This window comes from Labrenzia sp. 5N, assembly GCF_012395805.1.
Lineage (GTDB): Bacteria > Pseudomonadota > Alphaproteobacteria > Rhizobiales > Stappiaceae > Roseibium > Roseibium algicola.
The window spans coordinates 11994-31644 of the sequence record NZ_JAAZTM010000005.1; the positions used below are offsets into that span (position 1 = coordinate 11994).

The following is a 19651-nucleotide window of genomic DNA, read 5'->3' on the forward strand; positions in this document are numbered from 1 at the left end:
GTTCAGAAGACCGCCTTGAACGCCTGGTTGAGCTTGTCGGTGATCTCTCCGATATGTCTGTCCTCGAGAATGAAAGGCGGCGCCAGCAGGATATGGTCGCCCAGCACCCCATCAATCGTCCCGCCCATCGGGTAGCAGATTAGACCGGCCTCGAATGCTGCCTTCTTGAGCGCCTTGTTGATGCCCCTCTTCGGATCAAACGGCGCCTTGCTGGCCCGGTCCTCGACGATTTCGATGCCTCGGAAAAGTCCGCGGCCGCGAATATCACCAACATGCGGGTGCTGACCGAAAGCATCGTTAAGCGCCGTCGTCAGTTTCTCGCCCATCGGCATCACCCGGTCGGCAACGCCGCCGGTCAGTTTCCTGAAAACGGCGAGCGCGGCAGCGCAGGCGGTCGGATGGCCGATGTATGTGTGGCCATGCTGGAAAAAGCCCGATCCGGTCTCGATGGCTTCGTAAATGGCAGCGGTGCACAGCATGGCACCGACCGGCTGATAGCCGGCTCCGAGCCCTTTCGCGATGCATAGAATATCCGGCGCGACACCATCCTGCTCACAGGCGAACAGGGTGCCGGTGCGGCCCATGCCGCACATGACCTCGTCCAGGATCAGAAGCACGCCGTAATTATCGCAGATCTCCCGGATCCGCTTGAAATAGCCATCGACCGGCGGCAGGGCACCCGCCGTCGCACCGACAACCGGTTCGGCAACGAAAGCCATGACGTTTTCCGGCCCGAGCCGAAGGATTTCCGCTTCCAGTTCGTTGGCGATCCGTTGACCGTAGTCGAAGGCGGTTTCCCCCTCGCGGCGGTCTCGATACTCGTAACAGGGGGCAATGTGGGTGGTATCGATCATCAACGGTGCAAAAGGCTCCCGCCGCCACTGGTTGCCGCCGGTTGCCAGCGCACCAAGCGTATTGCCATGGTAGCTCTGCCTGCGGGCAATTACCCGGTGCCGCGACGCTTCACCCTTCTCCAGGAAGTACTGACGCGCCAGCTTCAGCGCCGCCTCCATGGCTTCCGATCCACCGGAGACGAAATAGACGCGGTCCAGATTGCCTGGTGCTTTTCCGATCAGGAGATCCGCCAGTTCCTCGGCAGGTTCGCTGGTGAAAAAGCCTGTGTGGGCGAAGGCGATCCGGTCCACCTGGGCCTTGATGGCAGCGATCACATCCGGATCGCTGTGCCCGAGACAGGAGACCGCGGCGCCGCCGGATCCATCGAAATATTTCTTTCCGGACCGATCGAGAATGTAGCAACCGTCCCCTGTTACTGCGACGGGGAGATCGGCTTTGGTGTAGCGGGGAAAAACATGAGACATGGCAAACGCATCCGACAACTGACGGGACAGCCCACATTGGGTTGACGCATTTGTATCAGAAAACGTCAGTGCCTGAAACATTTGTTTCGAAGGCGCGTTAACCACGTTTTTCATTAGAATTTTAATAAAATTCAATCAGCCTGCGCGCGGGGGACGAGATTGTAATCAGTAACCGAAGGCCGCCCGTCATGCGTCAGCGCCTCACCGCCTGGATCGTATTCCTAGGATTGACTGTCACTCTTGCCGGCTGCGGAACCGTCGCCGGTGTTACCGGCATGGGCTGGATGACCGCATCCCACAATTCCATCGACTATAACGACAGTTCCTGGTGCGTGCCGCGCAAGCTGAAGAAGGTTCTAAACCGGGTTGCATCCCGCTATGGCAAAGTGACTGTCAGCTCGACCAAGCGCTGGTGGCTTGAGAACTGGTGGAAGGGTGGCGCCAGGGATTCCTATCACCTCAACTGCCGGGCGGTCGATTTTTCGGTCCGTGGCAACCCGTCGTCCGTCATTGCCTTCTTGAAATCACAGCCGGAAGTTGGCGGATACAAGCACTATTCTTCCGGCCACTATCACATCGACACCGGCCCGCGACGGACCTGGTAACCGTCTGGCAGGCAAAAGCCCGGCCCGGTGTTTACCGGGCCTGATTGGCCAGTGGCGGCAAACGCTACTTCAGTTCGCCCAATTCCAGTGCCATTTCCCAGGCGACAGGGTCAAAGCCGACGAAATTCTTGGTTTCGCCTGCCACGATCGGCCTTTTGATAACGGACGGGTTCTCGATCATCACGTCGAGCGCGCTCTTGGCGTCGACAACGCTGTCCTGTGTTGCTTCGTCCAGGCGCCGCCACGTGGTGCCGCGCTTGTTCAGGATAGACTCCCATCCGAATTCACCGACAAAGCCGGCCAGTCGATCGGCATCGACGCCATCCTTCTTGTAGTCGTGGAACTCATAAGGCACGCCGGCCTCTTCCAGAAACTTCCGCGCCTTCTTGACGGTGTCGCAGTTCTTGATGCCGTAGACCTTCATCGCCTCTTCCCGGTTGTTGGATGTCCGGCCCGGAATGTGCCGACTGACGCCCGGGATGCAAGGTCATAGCCGAAGAAAACCCGAAATTTTGCGAAATTTGACCTGACAGTGCCTGCATGCCGAGGAGTTTTCCACGTTTCGCGTGCCTTCACGGGCAGTTCACCGCATTTCCTTTTTGCCTCCTTGACCTCGGCTGCCCCCCGCGCTTCAAGTGGCAATTGACAGGGCAGACCGGCAGAAGGCCGGAACGGCCAGACCGGAGACTGAAAATACATGCAGGAAGAGGCCCCCGGCACAAGCCGGCCAAACAGGCCCGCGACGGCCGTCAAATCTTCTGAAAAGTCCGCTTCGGCTGCAAGACCGGGCAAGAAGTCCGACAGTGTCATGGTCGCCGGAGGGAACTGGCGTCAGCGGCTCCGGCTGTGGAGCGGCCTGATCCTGTTCACTTTCTGCCTCAGCCATTTTTCAAATCACGCCCTCGGCATCATTTCCTTCCAGGCCATGGACCAGGCCTCGGTCTGGCACTACTGGGTCTGGAGAAGCCCGCTTGGGGAAACTGTCCTCATCCTCGCCGCGCTGACCCATGTGCTGCTCGCCTTGTGGCGGACAAGCAAACGGCGAACGTTGAAGATGTCCCGTTGGGAGCTTCTGCAGCTCGCCCTCGGTCTTTACATTCCCTGGCTCCTGATACCGCATGTCACCACGACCATTGGCGTTGCCAAGGAGTTCGGCTTCCTGCCGCTCTACGAGCAGATGCTGACGCTGCTGTGGCCGAATGCGGCGGTCAATCAGTCTATTCTGCTGCTCATGGTGTGGACCCACGCCATGATCGGCCTGCACTTCTTCCTGCGCCTTTATCCGGTTTACCAGAAGCTGAAGCCGCTGGCGGCCGGGTTTGCCTTTGCGATGCCGGTGCTTGCCATCTGGGGCTGGATTGAAGGCGCCCGCCGGCTGGCCCTCAGCCGTGAGGTAACCCTCCGAATCACTCCGGACCAGCAGTTGTGGGCCAGCGAGGTCGTCGTTCAGTTCCGTGCGGTCGTGTTCGGCCTGATTGCCGTCAGCCTGTTGGCCATCCTGATCCGTTACCTTCTCAGCCTGAAAGCGCGCAGCCTGACCGTGGTCTATCCAGGCGGACTGACGGTGAAGGCGCAACCGGGCGCAACGCTGCTGGAAATCAGCCGCATGAACGACATACCGATCGCATCGGTGTGCGGCGGGCGGGCCAGATGCTCCACCTGCCGGGTGAAAATTCTGGAGGGCGGCGAAACCTTGCCGAAACCGAGTGTTGCCGAAGCTGCGGTGCTGACACGGATCGGTGCGGGAAGCGACATTCGGCTGGCCTGCCAGGCGCGCCCGGAAAGCAACGTGGAAGTGCAGCCCCTTGTACCGGTCAAGGCCAGTGCAATTATCGGCGAACACCTGAAGGACGCCTATTACTGGGGCGTCGAGCAGGATGTGGTGGTCATGTTCGTGGACCTGCGCAATTTCACCGGCATCACCGAAAGCCAGCTCGCCTATGACGTGGTTTATCTGCTCAACAGCTACCTGGACCAGGCCTCAGCCGCGATCCGGGAGGAGGGCGGCTATGTCGACAAGTTCATTGGTGACGGCATCATGGCCATCTTTGGCATGGACAGCAACGCGGAAACCGGCGCCCGGCAGGCTCTTGCCGCCTGTCGCCGTATCGAAAAGGTCATGAAATCGCTCGACAAGGAGAAGGGTCCGCAGTTTCGCGATCCGATCCGGCTCGGCATTGGACTGCACCTGGGGCCGGCCATTCTCGGTCGCATCGGCGCCGCCGGAACGGCAGGCAAACGCGGCGGGCTGACTGCGCTTGGCGACGTGGTCAACACCGCAAGCCGGCTGGAAACGGAGAACAAGAACCACGGCAGCTTCATGGTTGTTTCCAAGGCTGTTGTCGATGCGGCAGGCGCCCGGATCGACGGTGCCGAAGAGGCCGAGATCAAGGTGCGCGGCAAGGAAATCCCCTTGCAAATCCTTGCGGTGAAAAGCTTAGATGGTCTCCATCTCGCTGACGCCGTTCCCGCCTGAGACCCATCCTCCCTGTCACAAAACCTCTGGAGACCACGTGAGCCGGATCTACACGCCTCGGGAAATGCTGGAGAAACTGATCTCCTTCAACACCGTTTCGGATCGAAGCAACCTCGATCTGATCACCTTCGTCGAAGACTATCTCAGCCAATGGGGTGTCGCTTCAGGGCGGGCGCTGGATGAAACGGGCCAAAAGGCCGCTCTTTATGCCCGCATCGGTCCGGATAGAGACGGCGGAACGGTCCTGTCCGCCCACACCGATGTCGTTCCGGTGGCGGGCCAGAACTGGTCTCACGATCCTTTTTCCGCCTGGGAGGAAAACGGCCGCCTCTACGGCCGTGGCGCGGCGGACATGAAAGGCTTCGCGGCAACTGTACTTGCCAAGGTTCCTGATTTTCTGAATGCACCGCTCAGACGGCCCATCCATATCGCGCTGTCCTATGACGAGGAAACCGGCTGCGACGGGGCCAGGGTGCTGATCCCTGAAATGCTGGCAAACGGCCCGCGCCCTTCGGTCGTGATTGTGGGCGAACCGACCAGCATGAAGGTCGTTACGGGCCACAAGGGCATTACGGTACTGAAGACGCGCATCCAGGGTCATCCGGTCCATTCCAGCCAGTTGCACCGGGGTGTTTCGGCCATTTCGGTGGCGGCCAGGCTGATCGGCTGGCTGGATGCCAGAACCGCGGAGAACCGGGCCAAGGCCGATCCTGACTGCCCGTTCGAACCGCCCTACACCACCTTGCATTGCGGCACCATTTCCGGCGGCCAGGCGCACAACATCACGGCCCAGCACTGCGAATTCGTGACCGATATCCGGCTGCTGCCGGGTGAACACGCGAAGGACTGGGTCGCAGCCTACCGGGCCTTCATCGAAAATGAGGTTCTGCCGGGAATGAAAGCGATCTCGCCGGACTGCGCCATCGAGGTGAGAGAACTTGCCTATGTGCCCGGGCTGGGAGAGGAACCGGACGGGCTGGCGGAAACCACTGCCAGGCGCCTGACCGGCGACAACAGCCGCAACGTCGTGGTCTATGCCACCGAAGGCGGGATCTTCCAGGATCACGGACTTTCGACCGTGGTTTGCGGTCCCGGATCCATCGATCAGGCCCATCAGTCCGACGAATTTATCGAGCTTTCCGAACTCGACCGCTGCGCTGCCTTCCTCGACAAGCTGATTGACAGAATGTCGCAATTTGACAGCTAAACGGGTTTGAACACAGAGATTTACGATGTCATAGTCGTTTTTGACAACATGGCCGCATGGTCCTGGCAGGGGGGTGCGGCCGTGGAGCAAAGCCGAAACCGGAAAACGAGGGGACTATGAACAAAAGAAAAATTGTCATCGCCGCAGCGCTGTTTGCGGCGGGAACGGGGACTGCTGTTCATGCTGAAACGCTGAAATTTGCCTTTCAGGGTGCACTGAACGCGCTTGATCCCTACAGTCTCAACGAGACCTTCACCCTGTCGTCGCTCGGCAATACCTATGAAGGCCTGACGCGCCGTGGTCCGGACCTGGCCATTGAACCGGCCCTGGCCGAGAGCTGGGAAATCGTCGATCCGAACCGCTGGCGTTTCCACCTGCGCAAGGGCGTAAAGTTTCACAACGGCAGCGATTTCACTGCCGAGGACGTTGCCTTTTCCGTCGACCGCGTGCGCTCGGAAGGGTCTGACCTGACCACCCGCGTCCCGGCTGATGCCAAGGTCGAGATTGTTGACGACTACACGGTCGATTTCGTTCTCACCGGTCCGAACCCGATCCTGCATTACGAGTGGGACACGTTCTACATCATGGACAAGGAGTGGACGACGGAGAACGACGCGGTGAAAGTCACCTCGGCGTCCGACACTTCTGCGAACCATGCCGCGCTCAATGCAAATGGCACCGGACCCTTCAAGATCGTCAGCCATGAAGCCGGCGTGAAGACCGTCTATGAAAAATACGACGGCTGGTGGGACGAAGCCAAGCACAATATCGACACGGTGGAATTCACGCCGATCGGTTCCGATGCAACGCGCGTTGCCGCGCTGCTGTCCGGCGAGATGGACATGGTCTATCCGATCCCGGTGCAGGACATCAAACGCATCAACGACAATGCGGGAACCAAGGCGCTGACCGGACCGGAACTGCGCACGATCTTCCTTGGCATGGACCAGATGCGCGACGAGCTGCTCTATTCCGACGTCAAGGGCAAGAACCCGCTCAAGGATGCCCGGGTGCGCAAGGCCTTCTACCAGGCGATCGACATCGAGGGGATCAAGAAGAAGGTCATGCGGGACCTGTCCAACCCGTCTGCCCTGATGGTTTCGCCGCTGCTGTTCTCCAAGTCGGCCGATTTCGAGCGTTATCCCTATGACCCGGAAGCCGCCAAGGCACTGCTGGCCGAAGCCGGCTATGCAGACGGCTTTTCCATCGGCATGGACTGCCCGAATGACCGGTACGTCAACGACGAGGCGATCTGCCAGGCGGTTGCCGCCATGCTGGCCCGTATCGGCGTGAAGGTGAACCTCAACGCCCAGCCAAAGGCGAAATACTTCGCCAAGATCCTTGCTTCCGGTGGTTACGACACGTCGTTCTACCTGCTCGGCTGGACCCCCGGATCCTTCGACAGCTGGAACGTTCTGGACAACCTGATGAACTGCCGCGACGAATCCGGCAAAGGTTCGCCGTTCAACAACGGTGGCTTCTGCGACGAGAAGATCGACCAGCTGACCGATGAAATCCTGGTCGAGATCGATCCGGAAAAGCGTGACGCCATGATTGCTGAAGCTTTCCGCATCAGCCACGAGAACGCCTACTACCTCCCGCTGCACCAGCAGAGTCTGGCATGGGGCGTTTCCGACAAGCTGGACCTTGTCCAGCGTGCCGACAACCAGTTCCAGTTCCGCTTCGTGACCAAGAACTGATCCTGAAGCACAGCAAATGACGCTCCCGGCAACTCCGCCGGGGGCGTATTTTCATGACTAAAGCATTCAAAGAGCCGAAATGATTGGATTTGCAACGCGCCGCATCGTGCAGGCGATGATTGTCATGCTGGTGGTCGCCCTTCTCGCGTTCACCATGTTCCGCTTTGTCGGCGATCCCATCAACCAGATGGTCGGCATCGAAACCTCGATCGAAGAACGGGAGGCCCTGCGCGAGCGCCTGGGTCTGAACGACCCGGTTCCGGTCCAGTTCTTCCGTTTCGTCACCAAGGCCGCGCAATTCGATTTCGGCACGTCCTACCAGTTCCGTCAGCCGGTTTCCGAGCTTTTCGCCAAGCGCATCCCAGCCACGCTCGAACTCAGCTTCGCGTCTGCGGTGTTTGCGCTCGTTGTCGGCATTCCCATGGGCATCTACGCCGGGCTCAATCGGGAATCGCCCGTTTCCAAGCTGTTTCTGTCAGTTTCGCTGATCGGCATTTCCCTGCCGACGTTCTTCATCGGGATTCTGCTGATCTTCCTGTTTTCCGTTACGCTGCAGTGGCTGCCGAGCTTCGGACGCGGCGAGACCGTGCAGATCGGATCCTGGTGGACGACCGGCTTTCTGACTATCTCCGGCCTGAAGGCGCTGATCCTGCCTTCCATCACGCTCGGCCTCTACCAGATGACCCTGATCATGCGGCTGATCCGAGCCGAGATGCTGGAAGTCATCCGGACCGATTACATCAAGTTCGCCAGGGCGCGCGGTCTGCCGGACCGGCTGGTGAATTTCCGGCATGCCCTCAAGAACACGCTCGTTCCGGTCATCACCATCACCGGTCTGCAGCTTGGCGCGATCATCGCTTTCGCGACCATCACCGAGACCGTTTTCCAGTGGCCCGGCATGGGCCTGATGTTCCTGCAGGCCGTGCAGAACGTCGATATTCCGATCATGTCCGCCTATCTGCTGCTGACTGCCTTCCTGTTCGTGACGATCAATTTCATCGTCGACATCCTTTACTTCTTCATCGATCCGCGTCTGCGGGTCGGTCGGCCATAAGGGAGACCGACGCCATGCCTTTCGTCACCAACGAAGAAGCAAAATCCAGCGTTCAGGACAGGGCGGCACCGGTCAAGGAACCCGGGAGGATGGCCCGCGCTCTCGACAGCGACCTCTTTCATTCGTTCCTGAAATCGAAGGTCACCGTAGTCGCTGCCACCGGCACGGCAATCCTGTTTCTCCTTGCGTTCCTGGCGCCGTGGATTGCTCCACATGATCCGTTCGACCTGGCGTCGATTTCCATCATGGACGCCCGCGTTCCTCCGGTCTGGATGGAATATGCCGATCCCCGCTTCCTCCTGGGAACGGACGATCAGGGCCGCGATATGCTCTCCGGCATCTTCTACGGCATGCGAATTTCGCTGATCGTTGGCTTCTGCTCTGTTGTCGTCGCCGCCTTCATCGGCATCTCGCTGGGGCTGGTCGCGGGCTACATGGGTGGTCGGGTGGATGCGATCATCATGCGGATTGCCGACGTTCAGCTGACGTTTCCGGCCATTCTGATCGCCCTTCTGATCGACGGTGTCGCGCATGGCATTTTCGGCGCGATCGACCGGGAGGTCTTCGCCTTCTACATTCTGATCGTGTCGCTGGCGCTGTCCTTCTGGGTGCAATATGCGCGCACGGTTCGCGGTTCCACCATGGTGGAGAAGAACAAGGAATATGTTCAGGCCGCCCGCGTGATCGGCATTCCCTCGGTCATCATCATGGTGCGCCATATCCTGCCGAACGTCACCGGACCGGTGCTGGTGATCGCGACCATCAACCTGGCACTTGCCATCGTGACCGAAGCGACGCTCTCGTTCCTGGGTGTCGGCATGCCGCCTACCCAGCCGTCCCTCGGCACATTGATCGCCATCGGCAACGATTTCCTCTATTCGGGGGAGTGGTGGATCGCGATCTTCCCGGGCCTTGCACTGGCCCTGCTGGTGCTGAACGTCAACCTTCTGGGCGACTGGCTGCGCGACGCCCTCAACCCGAAACTCAGGTGAGGCCGGTATGAGCGTTCTCGATATCAAGGACCTGAGGGTCGAGTTTCCGGGCCGAAAATCCGTCTTCGTCGCCGTCGATGACGTTACTTTGAGCGTCGATGCCGGCAAGGTTCTCGGCGTCGTCGGAGAATCGGGTGCAGGCAAGTCGACAGTCGGCAATGCGGTGATCGGGCTGCTGCAGGAACCCGGACACATAGCCGGCGGTGAAGTCTATCTTCACGGCAAGCGCATCGACCAATTGCCTTACAAGGAAAAGCGTCGTTTGCGCGGCCGAAAGATCGGCATGATTTTCCAGGATCCACTGACGTCTCTCGATCCGCTGCAGACGGTGGAAAGCCAGCTTGTGGAGACGATCCGCACCCATTTGCCGCTCTCCGGATCGCAGGCCCGCCAGCGCGCGATCGAACTGATCGAGGCCGTGGGCATTCCAGATGCGCCCGAACGCATCAAGCAGTATCCGCATCAGTTTTCCGGCGGCATGCGCCAAAGGGTGGTCATCGCGCTTGCGCTGTGTGCGGAACCTGAACTGGTGATCGCGGACGAGCCGACAACCGCGCTCGACGTTTCCATCCAGGCGCAGATCCTTGAACTGATGAGGAAGCTGTGCCGGGAGCGTAACGTCGCCATGCTGGTGATCACCCATGACATGGGCGTGATTGCCGACATCACGGACCATGTGGCGGTGATGTACCACGGTGAACTGGTGGAATACGGCGAGACGACCCAGGTGCTGGGCGCTCCGGAACACCCCTACACCCAGAGCCTGATTTCCGCCGTGCCACGCCCAGATATCAAGGTCGAGCGGTTTCCGGTGGTCAACTACATCGAAAAGGCCGGCACGCCACAGAAGCAGATCGACATCGCCACACACTGGCTCGGCAAGGCACGCGACTATGAAAAAGTGTCCGGTCCGCTGGTCAAGGCAACGGACCTCGACATGCGGTTCGAGACCCGTGGCTCGATCTTCCCGTCCAAGCGCAAATACTTCCAGGCGGTCAAGAAGGTCAGTTTCGACATCAACGAAGGCGAGACCTTCGGTCTTGTCGGCGAGAGCGGGTCGGGCAAATCGACTATCGCACGCCTGATCACCGGCCTCTACCAGCCGACCGGAGGGTCGATCCTGTTCGGCAAGACCGAACTGACGTCGCTCAAGAATCGCAAGGACGTTCTGGCGATGCGTCGCCAGATGCAGATGATCTTTCAGGATCCCTATTCCTCGCTGAACGCCCGCATGCGCGTCAGCGACATCATCGCGGAACCGATCAAGTTCCACCGTCTGGCGTCAAGCAATGCGGAAGTGCGCCAGATCGTCGACGACCTGCTCGATCATGTCGGTCTGGGCGCGGCGGCCGGCAGGAAATTTCCGCACGAGTTTTCCGGCGGTCAGCGCCAGCGCATCTCCATCGCACGGGCACTCGCGACGCGGCCCAGGTTTCTGATCTGCGACGAGCCCACCTCGGCACTCGACGTGTCGATCCAGGCACAGATCCTGAACCTTTTGAAGGATCTTCAGGAAGAACTTGGGCTGACCATGCTGTTCATCAGCCACGATCTGGCCGTGATCCGGCAGATGTGCAACCGCATCGGCGTCATGCGCCATGGCGAGTTGTGCGAGGTGGCAGACTGCGACCAGCTCTTCGAAGCGCCGCAACACCCCTATACCCGCGAACTCCTGAACCTGATGCCGTCACTGGAGTTGCTGTCGCGGGCAAACCTCGCAACGGCCTGAAGGAACCGGCGGCGTTGTCGCCGGCCTTCCCAAGTCTTTGAAGATGAGTCTTTTTTCGGATTCGGCCGAGTCGCTGACTTGACTCCAAGCCCCACCCCGATTCTCCGGTGACCGCAAAACGTTAGTCACAATCCAGTCCGAACCGGGCAGTTTTTGCCGCCCAGGGCGCCACTACGATCTGCATCCAAATAGATTCATTCTGACTTTCAGTCCGGACGCGATTGTTAACAGATGTTAACCATGTTTTTCCGGCGCGCCCAAACGTAAAAGGGAGAGCCTTTCGGCTCTCCCATTAATATACCACACCCCGAAATAATCTTCGTCCAGAGGACTACTAAATACAGGCCCTCAATACTTGCAGGCCGTTTAAAAAATTACCCGTTTATACTACCTGCAATTCAGTTTCGCTCAAGTTCCACGCTGCACAAATGGTCGGCACCCATTCCGATGCACTGCGACTGGGACAGGCAACATGCTTACCGAACTGACTCCGCGGCATTGCCTGTCTCCGGCCGCTCCCGCATTTTCAGACGGTCCCCAGGGCGTGCCGTTTGTATCTCCAGTTGGCCCACGACCCGGTTCCAGCAGAAGAATTCCAGATACGAGAGCCGACCGGCTATGCCGAAAACATCATTGATTTCAGTTCTTTGGGCGTTTTTTCTTGTCACTGCCGTAGTGTGCCTTGTTCTGGCTCTGGCGGCAGCAGGCGGACAACCCTCTGACGCCGCGACGGCAGTTTTGGTTTTCGATTCCTACAGCGCCTTAATTTTCAGCATGTTTTCCGCGATTTTTTCGCTTCTCGGCCTCTCTTTTTCGCTCAACACCTCTGTCGGCCGGCCCTTGACGCTTTTCACGGCGCTGGTCAGCACCGGATTGCTTGCCGTTTCGACCGGCCTCCTCCTGTCCGGTCCGACATCGCCCCAGTCCAATGCACCTGCCCTTGCCGCAGCTTTCCTGATGGTGCTGCGGGCGTTCGGTGTGGTTCTGCTGCCACCAAGGGGTGACCTCAGCGGAGTGCCACAAGCGGCATGGTCTGTCTTGTTGGCGCTGCTGGCTGCCGGTACCTGGTGGTGGGTCCTCGACAGGACCGAGGCCCCGGCCGCTCTTGCAGCCGCGCTGCTTCTTTCCTGGCCGCAACTGATCGACGGAATCAACGCATTCGCGGACAAGGTCTTTCACAACGCAGCGCTGGCGGCAGGCGCCCGTGACATTGCCCCCGGCGCCTTCACAAAGGTCGCTCATGCCCGCGATATCCTCATCGACAAGGCTGCCGTGATGTCTGGACCCAACCTGATGGTCACCAATGTCATGGCCTTCAACAACGAGCCGAAAACACTCCTGGCTGTTGCCGCCTCCGCTGAAGCCGGATCAACCCACCCAGTCGCCCAGGCCCTGCGCGAACTGGCCAGCCAGTGGCAAGTCGCCCTCAAGATGCCGGACCGGTTCGAACCGACACCTGGTCTGGGTGTTGTTGCGCTGCTCGGCGGACAGACCGTGGTGATCGGCACGACGGACCTCCTGAAGCGCCTCAAGATCGACAGTTTTACCGCCGACGCCATTGCCCGGTCGCTGGAAGCAGACGGCAAGACGGTGCTGCGTGTCGCTGTCGGGGGACGCGTCGTGGGTGTTTTAGGTCTGGAAGGCACATTGCGTCAGGACGCCGGCGTTGCGGGGATGGCCCTGCGCAAAGAGGGCCTCGTGCCGTGGTTGTTCAGTGGTGACAGTCCCAACACACGCAGCGCGCTGGCTGGCATGCTTGGCCTAGAGCTGACCGATGATCCGAAGCCGGGAGAAACCGCGCCTGAGGCCGCCTCCCGCTGCTTTCCGGACATGCCTCCCCTTGTCCTGACCCTGTCGCAGGACCGTATGGCGCTGGAATTGCGCGAAGGCGCCACGCCCGGAAAGGACGGGGCCGATGCAAGGCATTCCCCGCTTGCTGTCAGCGACACCGACGACATTGGAGCCTTCCCTGCCCTGAAGGCGCTGGCCATGCGCCGCAATCTGCTGGCAGTGCACGCCCGCCGGCTGCTGTCAGGTCTCTGGCTTTTCGCCGGCCTGTGCGGTGCCTTGACCCTCCTTCCGCTGTCGGCCGCACCCATTCTTTTTGCTATCTGTCTTGCCGTCCTTTGGACATTTGCCCGATTTTCCATTGCAGATACGCTGCACCGGAATACATGACGCGCGCATTCTCAGATTGTGGAACCGAAATCGGGTTTCAGCGCCTTTACAGCCTCATGGAGCTGGTGTTTATCGGCTTTTGACACTTTGTGAGTGCATTGAGGGATGAGGCGACATGAGCGACACCAAAACACCGAAACTGCGGTCCGCCGCCTGGTTCGACAATCCCGACAATCCGGGCATGACCGCGCTCTATATCGAGCGTTACCTGAATTTCGGCATCACACGTGAAGAGCTGCAGTCGGGCAAACCGATTATCGGCATCGCCCAGACCGGCTCTGACCTTTCACCCTGCAACCGCCACCATCTGGAGCTGGCAAAGCGCGTGCGCGAAGGTATTCGCGACGCCGGTGGTATTGCCTTCGAATTTCCGGTTCACCCGATCCAGGAGACCGGCAAGCGCCCGACCGCAACACTGGACCGGAACCTGGCCTATCTTGGTCTCGTCGAACTGCTGTATGGCTACCCCATCGACGGCGTGGTGCTGACAATCGGCTGTGACAAGACCACACCTGCCTGCCTGATGGCCGCCGCAACGGTGAATATTCCGGCCATCGCGCTGTCCGTCGGTCCGATGCTGAACGGCTGGTACAAGGGCGAACGCACGGGCTCCGGCACCATCGTCTGGAAAGCCCGCCAGATGCTTGCCGCTGGCGAGATCGACTACAAGGGCTTCATGGACCTCGTCGCCTCCTCCGCGCCGTCCGTCGGCTTCTGCAACACCATGGGCACGGCGACGACCATGAACTCGCTGGCCGAAGCCCTGGGCATGCAGCTTCCAGGTGCGGCCGCCATTCCGGCGCCTTACCGTGAGCGCGGTGCAATTTCCTACGAGACCGGCAAACGCATTGTCGACATGGTACGCGAGGATCTGAAACCCTCCGACATCATGACCCGCGAAGCATTTGAGAACGCCATTGTCGTCAACTCGGCCATCGGCGGTTCGACCAATGCACCGATCCACCTGAACGGCATTGCCCGCCATCTGGGTGTGGAGCTGGACAACGACGACTGGCAGGAGATCGGCCATGACGTGCCGCTGCTGGTCAATCTGCAGCCAGCCGGAGAATATCTCGGCGAGGATTACTTCCACGCAGGCGGCGTGCCTGCCGTCGTCGCGGAGCTGATGCGAAACGGCAAGCTGCCGCATCCGGGCGCGCTGACCGTCAACGGCAAGGGCATCGGCGACAATTGCGACGGTGTCGTTACAGATCTGCCGGACGTCATCAAGCCCTTCAACAATCCGATGAAAGACAAGGCTGGTTTCATCAACCTGAAGGGCAACCTGTTCGACAGCGCCATCATGAAGACCAGCGTCATCTCGGAAGAGTTCCGCGACCGTTATCTCTCCAATCCGGACGATCCGGAAGCGTTCGAGGGCCGTGCCGTTGTATTCGAAGGACCGGAGGATTACCACGACAACATCGACAATCCGGACCTTGAGATCGATGAGCACTGCATGCTGTTCATCCGGGGCACCGGCCCGATCGGTTATCCGGGCGGTGCCGAGGTGGTCAACATGCAGCCACCCGCAGCCCTGATCAAACGCGGGATTACATCCCTGCCCTGCATCGGCGACGGCCGTCAGTCGGGCACATCCGGTTCGCCGTCGATCCTGAACGCATCACCGGAAGCTGCCGCCATGGGTGGACTCGCGCTTTTGAAAAGCGGGGACCGTGTGCGCATCGATCTGAGGAAAGGCACTGCCGACATCCTGATTTCCGATGAGGAACTTGCGCAACGACGCACGGACCTGGAAGCGGCGGGCGGCTTCAAGATTGCGGAGAGCCAGACACCCTGGCAGGAGATCCAGCGCGCCATGATCGGGCAGTTCGACAAGGGCATGGTTCTGGAGCCGGCGGTTAAATACCAGGACGTCGCGCATACCAAGGGGCTGCCGCGGGACAATCATTGATCTTACGATCCTGTCAGTTGGATTGCCTCTGGCACCGCGAAATGTTGAAATTCTCCGTCATTACCGGACTTGATCCGGGAATCCATGCGATGATCACGGCGGCCGCACTGCCGGTGAAACGACATGGATCCCATGGTCAAGCCATGGGATGACGGAGCGTGTGGCGAAACGCTCCCGGCGGCGCATCTCTTTCGACACAGATTTCTACTTGACGATTACGTAAACGTCATGCTTCAAGAGGGCAAAGACGGGCTCCGGCCCAAATCAAACGGGAGAAAACGACATGTCCTTGGAACAGCTTACCGAAGGTGTCCGCGCAAAGGTTGCCGATGGCGGTATAGAAGAATCCGTCAAGTTCGATCTTGGGGAAACGGGTATCATCTTCCTGCAAGGCTCCAGCGTTTCCAACGAAGATGACGAGGCAGACTGCACCATCAAGATGTCCGCCGAAGACCTCGGTGACCTTCTCTCGGGTGATCTGAACCCGACGGCTGCCTTCATGGGCGGCAAGATGCAGGTGGAAGGTGACATGAGCGTTGCCATGAAACTCGGCAGCATCGTCTAAGCAAGCCTTTACAGCAGACCTTTTCAAGCCGGTCCCAACAGGGCCGGCTTTTTTTGTTCCACGATCTCCACTCCCACCTCCCCCATTCCCATCAGCCTCATCCTGAGGAGCCCGGTACAGCCGGGCGTCTCGAAGGATGGGCCGCTTGTTTCGGAGTGTGCCGCCCATCCTTCGAGACAGGCCTTTGGCCTTCCTCAGGATGAGGTGGCGGGGATGTGGCCCGGTGAAGGACGTGAAGGCTCCCTCCCGGGTCCGGCAAACAAAAAAAACGGCGGGCAAGGCCCGCCGTTCGAGATTCTGGATGGTCCGGGTCGTTACCGGTTTGTGATGATTTCCGGTCCCATCAGGCTGTAGGGCAGCCAGGTGGACAGGGCCGGGACATAGGTCACCAGGATGAGGAACAGGAGCAGGATGAGCACGAACGGCGCTGCCGCCTTGACCACCTGCACCAGACTCATCCCCGTTATCCCCGATGTGACGAACAGATTGAGCCCGATTGGCGGCGTGATCATGCCGATTTCCATGTTCACGACCATGATGATGCCGAGGTGAACCGGATCGACGCCGAGTTCCATGCCGATCGGGAAGACCACCGGCGCCACGATCAGAAGCAGGCCCGACGGTTCCATGAACTGACCACCAAGCAGCAGCAGCAGGTTAACCGCGATCAGGAAGGTGAACCAGTTGAAACCGGCTCCGACCATCCAGTCGGTGATTGCCTGCGGAATCCGCTCCGATGTCAGCACGTGGGCAAACAGCAGGGCGTTGACGATGATGAACATCAGCATGATGGTCGTCTTCGCCGCATCCACCATCACCTTCTTGGTGTCCTTGTGGAACATGGCCGGAAGAAACTTCCAGACGATCAGTCCGATATTCCGACCCCAGATCTTTGCGCCGATACCATAGATCGACGGCAGCTCGGCAGGGCTGACACGGCCACGCAGAAGCGGATAGCCAATCAGCGCAGCCAGCAGGACAATGGCACTGTCGATGCCGTAGAAACCCTGTCTGTCCGTGACCATGCCGGCGATGCTCGACCAGGCGAACATTGCAGCAAACCCGTAGGTGATGGTCTTGAAACCGGCCAGTCCCAGAGGGCCGTCCTGTTCCTGCACCCAGCGAATGCCACTGAGCGGGCCCATGTCGCGATAGACGAAGAGTGCCACCAGACAGGCGTAAACGGCTGCCACGGCCGCAGCTTCGGTCGGGGTAAAGATACCGCCGTAGATGCCGCCCAGGATAATGACCATCAGGAACAGGCCGACGGCCGCTTCCATCATGGCATGCCAGATTTCCTTGAAGCCCGGCCACGGCTGGGCCGGCAGGTTCTTGACCCGTGCCATGACATAGATGGCGATCATCAGCATCAGACCGGCGATCAGCCCTGGAACCACACCGGCAAGGAACATGCGGCCAACGGAAACGTTGGTTGCAGCCGCATAGACCACCATGACGATGGAAGGCGGGATCAGGATGCCGAGCGTACCGGCATTGGCAATGACGCCCGCCGCAAACTCCTTCGTGTAGCCTGCCTGCCGCATGCCGGCGATGGCGATGGTACCGATCGCGACCACGGTTGCGGGCGAAGAGCCTGACAGAGCTGCAAACAGCATGCAGGCGAAGACGCCGGCGATGGCCAGACCGCCCCGGATCGCACCGACGGACGCGATCGAGAAGCGGATGATGCGCTTTGCAACACCGCCCGTCGACATGAAGGCCGATGCCAGAATGAAGAAGGGAATCGCCAGGAGTGTGTAATTCTGCGACGCCGTGAACAGCTGCAGCGCCACCGACGAGATGGAATCGTTGGAGAAGATGGCAATCGCCAGAACGCTGGACAAGCCGAGCGAAATGGAGATCGGAACGCCCAGGAACAAGAAGCCGAGGACGAGAATGAAGAGAATTGCTGCTTCCATTGCCCCGGCCTCAGTCCTTCAAGACGTCTTTGTTTTCAGCGACGAGGTCTTCCGCCTCATGCGCGGCGATCATCATCTCGCGCTCGCCGGTAATGATCTGCCAGGCCGCCTGGATGCAGCGGAACATGAACAGGAACAGGCCGATGGGCAGGATCAGATAAGCGATCCAGCGTTGAACACGCTCTTTCGTGCCGAAGGTTTCAATGATCGCGTCGGGATAGCGCAGGTCGTCGAGACCGATGCCGATCTTGTACATCTTGGACCAATAGTCGATCGCGCCGCCTCTGGTATCGAGACCGAAGATGTGCAGCCATTCCGACCAGAGCAGCGTCAGCGCATAGACAACGCCGCAGAGCGCACCGAATACGGCAACAGCCCGGAACACCGGCTTGGGAAACAGGCGGATGACCGCATCGACGCCCAGATGCGAGCCGATTTTGACGCCATAGCTCATGCCGAAAAGGATCAGCCAGGCGAACAGGATACGTGTGAATTCCAGGGCACCGGTCCAGCCGGAATTAAAGCCGTATCGCGCCACCACCTGGGTGAAGGATACGATGGTCATGGCGGCCAGGAGAAAGGCGAGTACACCTTCCTCGAAGCGCGTGACCCAATTGTCGACGCGTTGCATGCGTTTCCCCCGAATTGGCCTCTTGGTTATCAGCGTGTCCGCCGGCATGGTTGCGCAGGCGGCCGCAGGACCTTGGCAGAAGGGCCGGACGATCCGGCCCTTCCAGGAGTTGTTTCAGGTCAGCCTTAGCTGGCGTTGTTGGAAGCGACGGCGGAGTCGATCAGGTCCTTACCGATATCGCCTTCAAACTTGTCCCAAACCGGCTTCATGGCGCCAACCCATGCCTTGCGCTGCTCCGGGGTCAGTTCACGAATGGTGGAACCGGCATCCAGAACGTTCTGGCGGTTCTTGGCTTCAGCAGCTGCCACGTTACCGTTTGCGGTTGCAGTGACTTCTTCCACGATGGTCAGGAACTGGTCACGAACTTCCGGATCCAGGCTGTCCAGCCACTCGTCGGAAGTGACGAGCAGGTAAGCAAGCAGCTGGTGGTTGGTTTCGGTGATGCCGTCCTGCACTTCGAAGAACTTCTGGGTGTAGATGTTGGACCAGGAGTTTTCCTGACCGTCCACGACACCGGTCTGCAGTGCACCGTAGACTTCCTTGAAGGCCAGCTTCTGAGCGTTGGCGCCCATGGCTTCGATCATGGCAACAGCCACGTCAGAGGTCTGCACGCGGAACTTCAGGCCTTTTGCATCGTCCGGAACCAGCAGCGGCTTGTTGGCGGAGAACTGCTTCAGGCCGGAGCTCCAGTAGCCGAGGCCCTGGAAACCGTAGTCGGTCATGGAGTTCAGGAGTTCCTTGCCGTTTTCACCGGTGGTGAAGCGCTCGACGGCGTCCAGATCCTGGAACAGGAACGGCAGGTCGAACAGGCGGAATTTCAGCGTGTAGGCTTCGAACTTGGAAAGCGACGGTGCAGCAAGCTGAACATCGCCGAGCAGAAGAGCTTCCATTACCTTGTCGTCGTCGAACAGCTGAGAGTTCGGGAACACCTGCATACAGGCCTTGCCGTTCATCTCGTCGTTGACGCGTTCCGCCAGCAGCGTGGCAGCGTCGCCTTTCGGGTGGCCGGTTGCGGCAACCACGTGGCTGAACTTGATGACGATTTCACCGTCATTGCAATCGTCAGCCGCATAAGCGTTCGCAGACAGGGCCAGAGACGCCGCGGTAGCTGCGGCGAGAGCGAATTTTTTCATCGGATGTCCTCCCAGACATTTCAGTATGACGGCCATTCGGGCCGGACAGCGTGGTGGCTGGTCGGCACCTTATTGGCAAAGTCCGTGCCAAGTGCCGGAAGAACAACAAAAAGCGCCGATTTCTGCAGGTTAACAAAAAGTTTCAAATGAACCTGGTCGGGAGAGACTTTCGTTTATGGGTCGAGTCAGACACATGGCATCAAACCGGATGTGTCGAAACCGACACAT

The 19651-nt window shown here is 59.6% G+C and carries 15 protein-coding genes; 10 read left to right on the plus strand and 5 right to left on the minus strand.

The features are described from left to right. Nucleotides 1-2: 2 nt before the first annotated feature. Complete coding sequence (locus tag HEP89_RS07445) at nt 3-1319, minus strand: aspartate aminotransferase family protein (RefSeq protein ID WP_168691701.1); 1317 nt, start codon at nt 1317-1319, stop codon at nt 3-5. Between the two features lie 188 nt (nt 1320-1507). Here HEP89_RS07445 and HEP89_RS07450 point away from each other — a divergent pair, with 188 nt between their 5' ends. Beyond that, nucleotides 1508-1924 carry a D-Ala-D-Ala carboxypeptidase family metallohydrolase gene (locus HEP89_RS07450; RefSeq protein ID WP_023002295.1) on the plus strand — a complete coding sequence of 139 codons (417 nt, stop codon included), beginning with the start codon at nt 1508-1510 and terminating at the stop codon, nt 1922-1924. A 64-nt stretch (nt 1925-1988) separates the two neighbouring features. On the opposite strand, the gene HEP89_RS07455 is transcribed toward HEP89_RS07450, so the two are convergent. Further along, on the minus strand, nt 1989-2348 hold the full coding sequence (locus HEP89_RS07455; RefSeq protein ID WP_023002296.1) for an ArsC family reductase: 360 nt from the start codon (nt 2346-2348) through the stop codon (nt 1989-1991). Between the two features lie 273 nt (nt 2349-2621). Between HEP89_RS07455 and HEP89_RS07460 the strand changes: the two genes are divergently transcribed. The 9 genes from HEP89_RS07460 (at nt 2622) to HEP89_RS07500 (ending at nt 15740) form a co-directional block, all read left to right on the plus strand. Next, nucleotides 2622-4400, plus strand: a complete 1779-nt coding sequence (locus HEP89_RS07460; RefSeq protein WP_168691702.1) for an adenylate/guanylate cyclase domain-containing protein — start codon at nt 2622-2624, stop codon at nt 4398-4400. 37 nt (nt 4401-4437) lie between these two features. Beyond that, nucleotides 4438-5607 carry an acetylornithine deacetylase gene (argE, locus tag HEP89_RS07465; RefSeq protein WP_353622306.1) on the plus strand — a complete coding sequence of 390 codons (1170 nt, stop codon included), beginning with the start codon at nt 4438-4440 and terminating at the stop codon, nt 5605-5607. A 116-nt stretch (nt 5608-5723) separates the two neighbouring features. Then, entirely contained in the window at nt 5724-7307 is a 1584-nt protein-coding gene (locus tag HEP89_RS07470) for an ABC transporter substrate-binding protein (RefSeq protein WP_031269916.1), read from the plus strand. A gap of 79 nt (nt 7308-7386) precedes the next feature. Further along, nucleotides 7387-8361: an ABC transporter permease gene (locus tag HEP89_RS07475; RefSeq protein ID WP_023002301.1), complete on the plus strand. Its 975-nt coding sequence runs from the start codon at nt 7387-7389 to the stop codon at nt 8359-8361. Nucleotides 8362-8375: 14 nt separating this feature from the next. Continuing rightward, nucleotides 8376-9353: an ABC transporter permease gene (locus tag HEP89_RS07480; RefSeq protein ID WP_023002302.1), complete on the plus strand. Its 978-nt coding sequence runs from the start codon at nt 8376-8378 to the stop codon at nt 9351-9353. A gap of 7 nt (nt 9354-9360) precedes the next feature. After that, nucleotides 9361-11082 carry an ABC transporter ATP-binding protein gene (locus HEP89_RS07485; RefSeq protein WP_077291308.1) on the plus strand — a complete coding sequence of 574 codons (1722 nt, stop codon included), beginning with the start codon at nt 9361-9363 and terminating at the stop codon, nt 11080-11082. Between the two features lie 774 nt (nt 11083-11856). Beyond that, complete coding sequence (locus HEP89_RS07490) at nt 11857-13260, plus strand: HAD family hydrolase (RefSeq protein ID WP_168691703.1); 1404 nt, start codon at nt 11857-11859, stop codon at nt 13258-13260. A gap of 115 nt (nt 13261-13375) precedes the next feature. After that, on the plus strand, nt 13376-15175 hold the full coding sequence (locus HEP89_RS07495; RefSeq protein WP_023002305.1) for an IlvD/Edd family dehydratase: 1800 nt from the start codon (nt 13376-13378) through the stop codon (nt 15173-15175). 283 nt (nt 15176-15458) lie between these two features. Further along, entirely contained in the window at nt 15459-15740 is a 282-nt protein-coding gene (locus tag HEP89_RS07500; RefSeq protein ID WP_023002307.1) for an SCP2 sterol-binding domain-containing protein, read from the plus strand. 314 nt (nt 15741-16054) lie between these two features. Here the strand turns inward: HEP89_RS07500 and HEP89_RS07505 are convergent, their stop codons facing one another. The 3 genes from HEP89_RS07505 to HEP89_RS07515 all read right to left on the minus strand — a co-directional run bounded on the left by HEP89_RS07505 (nt 16055) and on the right by HEP89_RS07515 (nt 19423). Further along, nucleotides 16055-17659, minus strand: coding sequence for a TRAP transporter large permease (locus HEP89_RS07505; protein ID WP_023002308.1), 1605 nt, complete (start codon nt 17657-17659; stop codon nt 16055-16057). Between the two features lie 10 nt (nt 17660-17669). Next, on the minus strand, nt 17670-18290 hold the full coding sequence (locus HEP89_RS07510) for a TRAP transporter small permease (protein WP_023002309.1): 621 nt from the start codon (nt 18288-18290) through the stop codon (nt 17670-17672). 125 nt (nt 18291-18415) lie between these two features. Continuing rightward, the gene (locus tag HEP89_RS07515) at nt 18416-19423 is read right to left on the minus strand and encodes a DctP family TRAP transporter solute-binding subunit (protein ID WP_075284138.1); all 1008 of its coding nucleotides are present in this window, start codon (nt 19421-19423) and stop codon (nt 18416-18418) included. Nucleotides 19424-19651 lie beyond the last annotated feature (228 nt).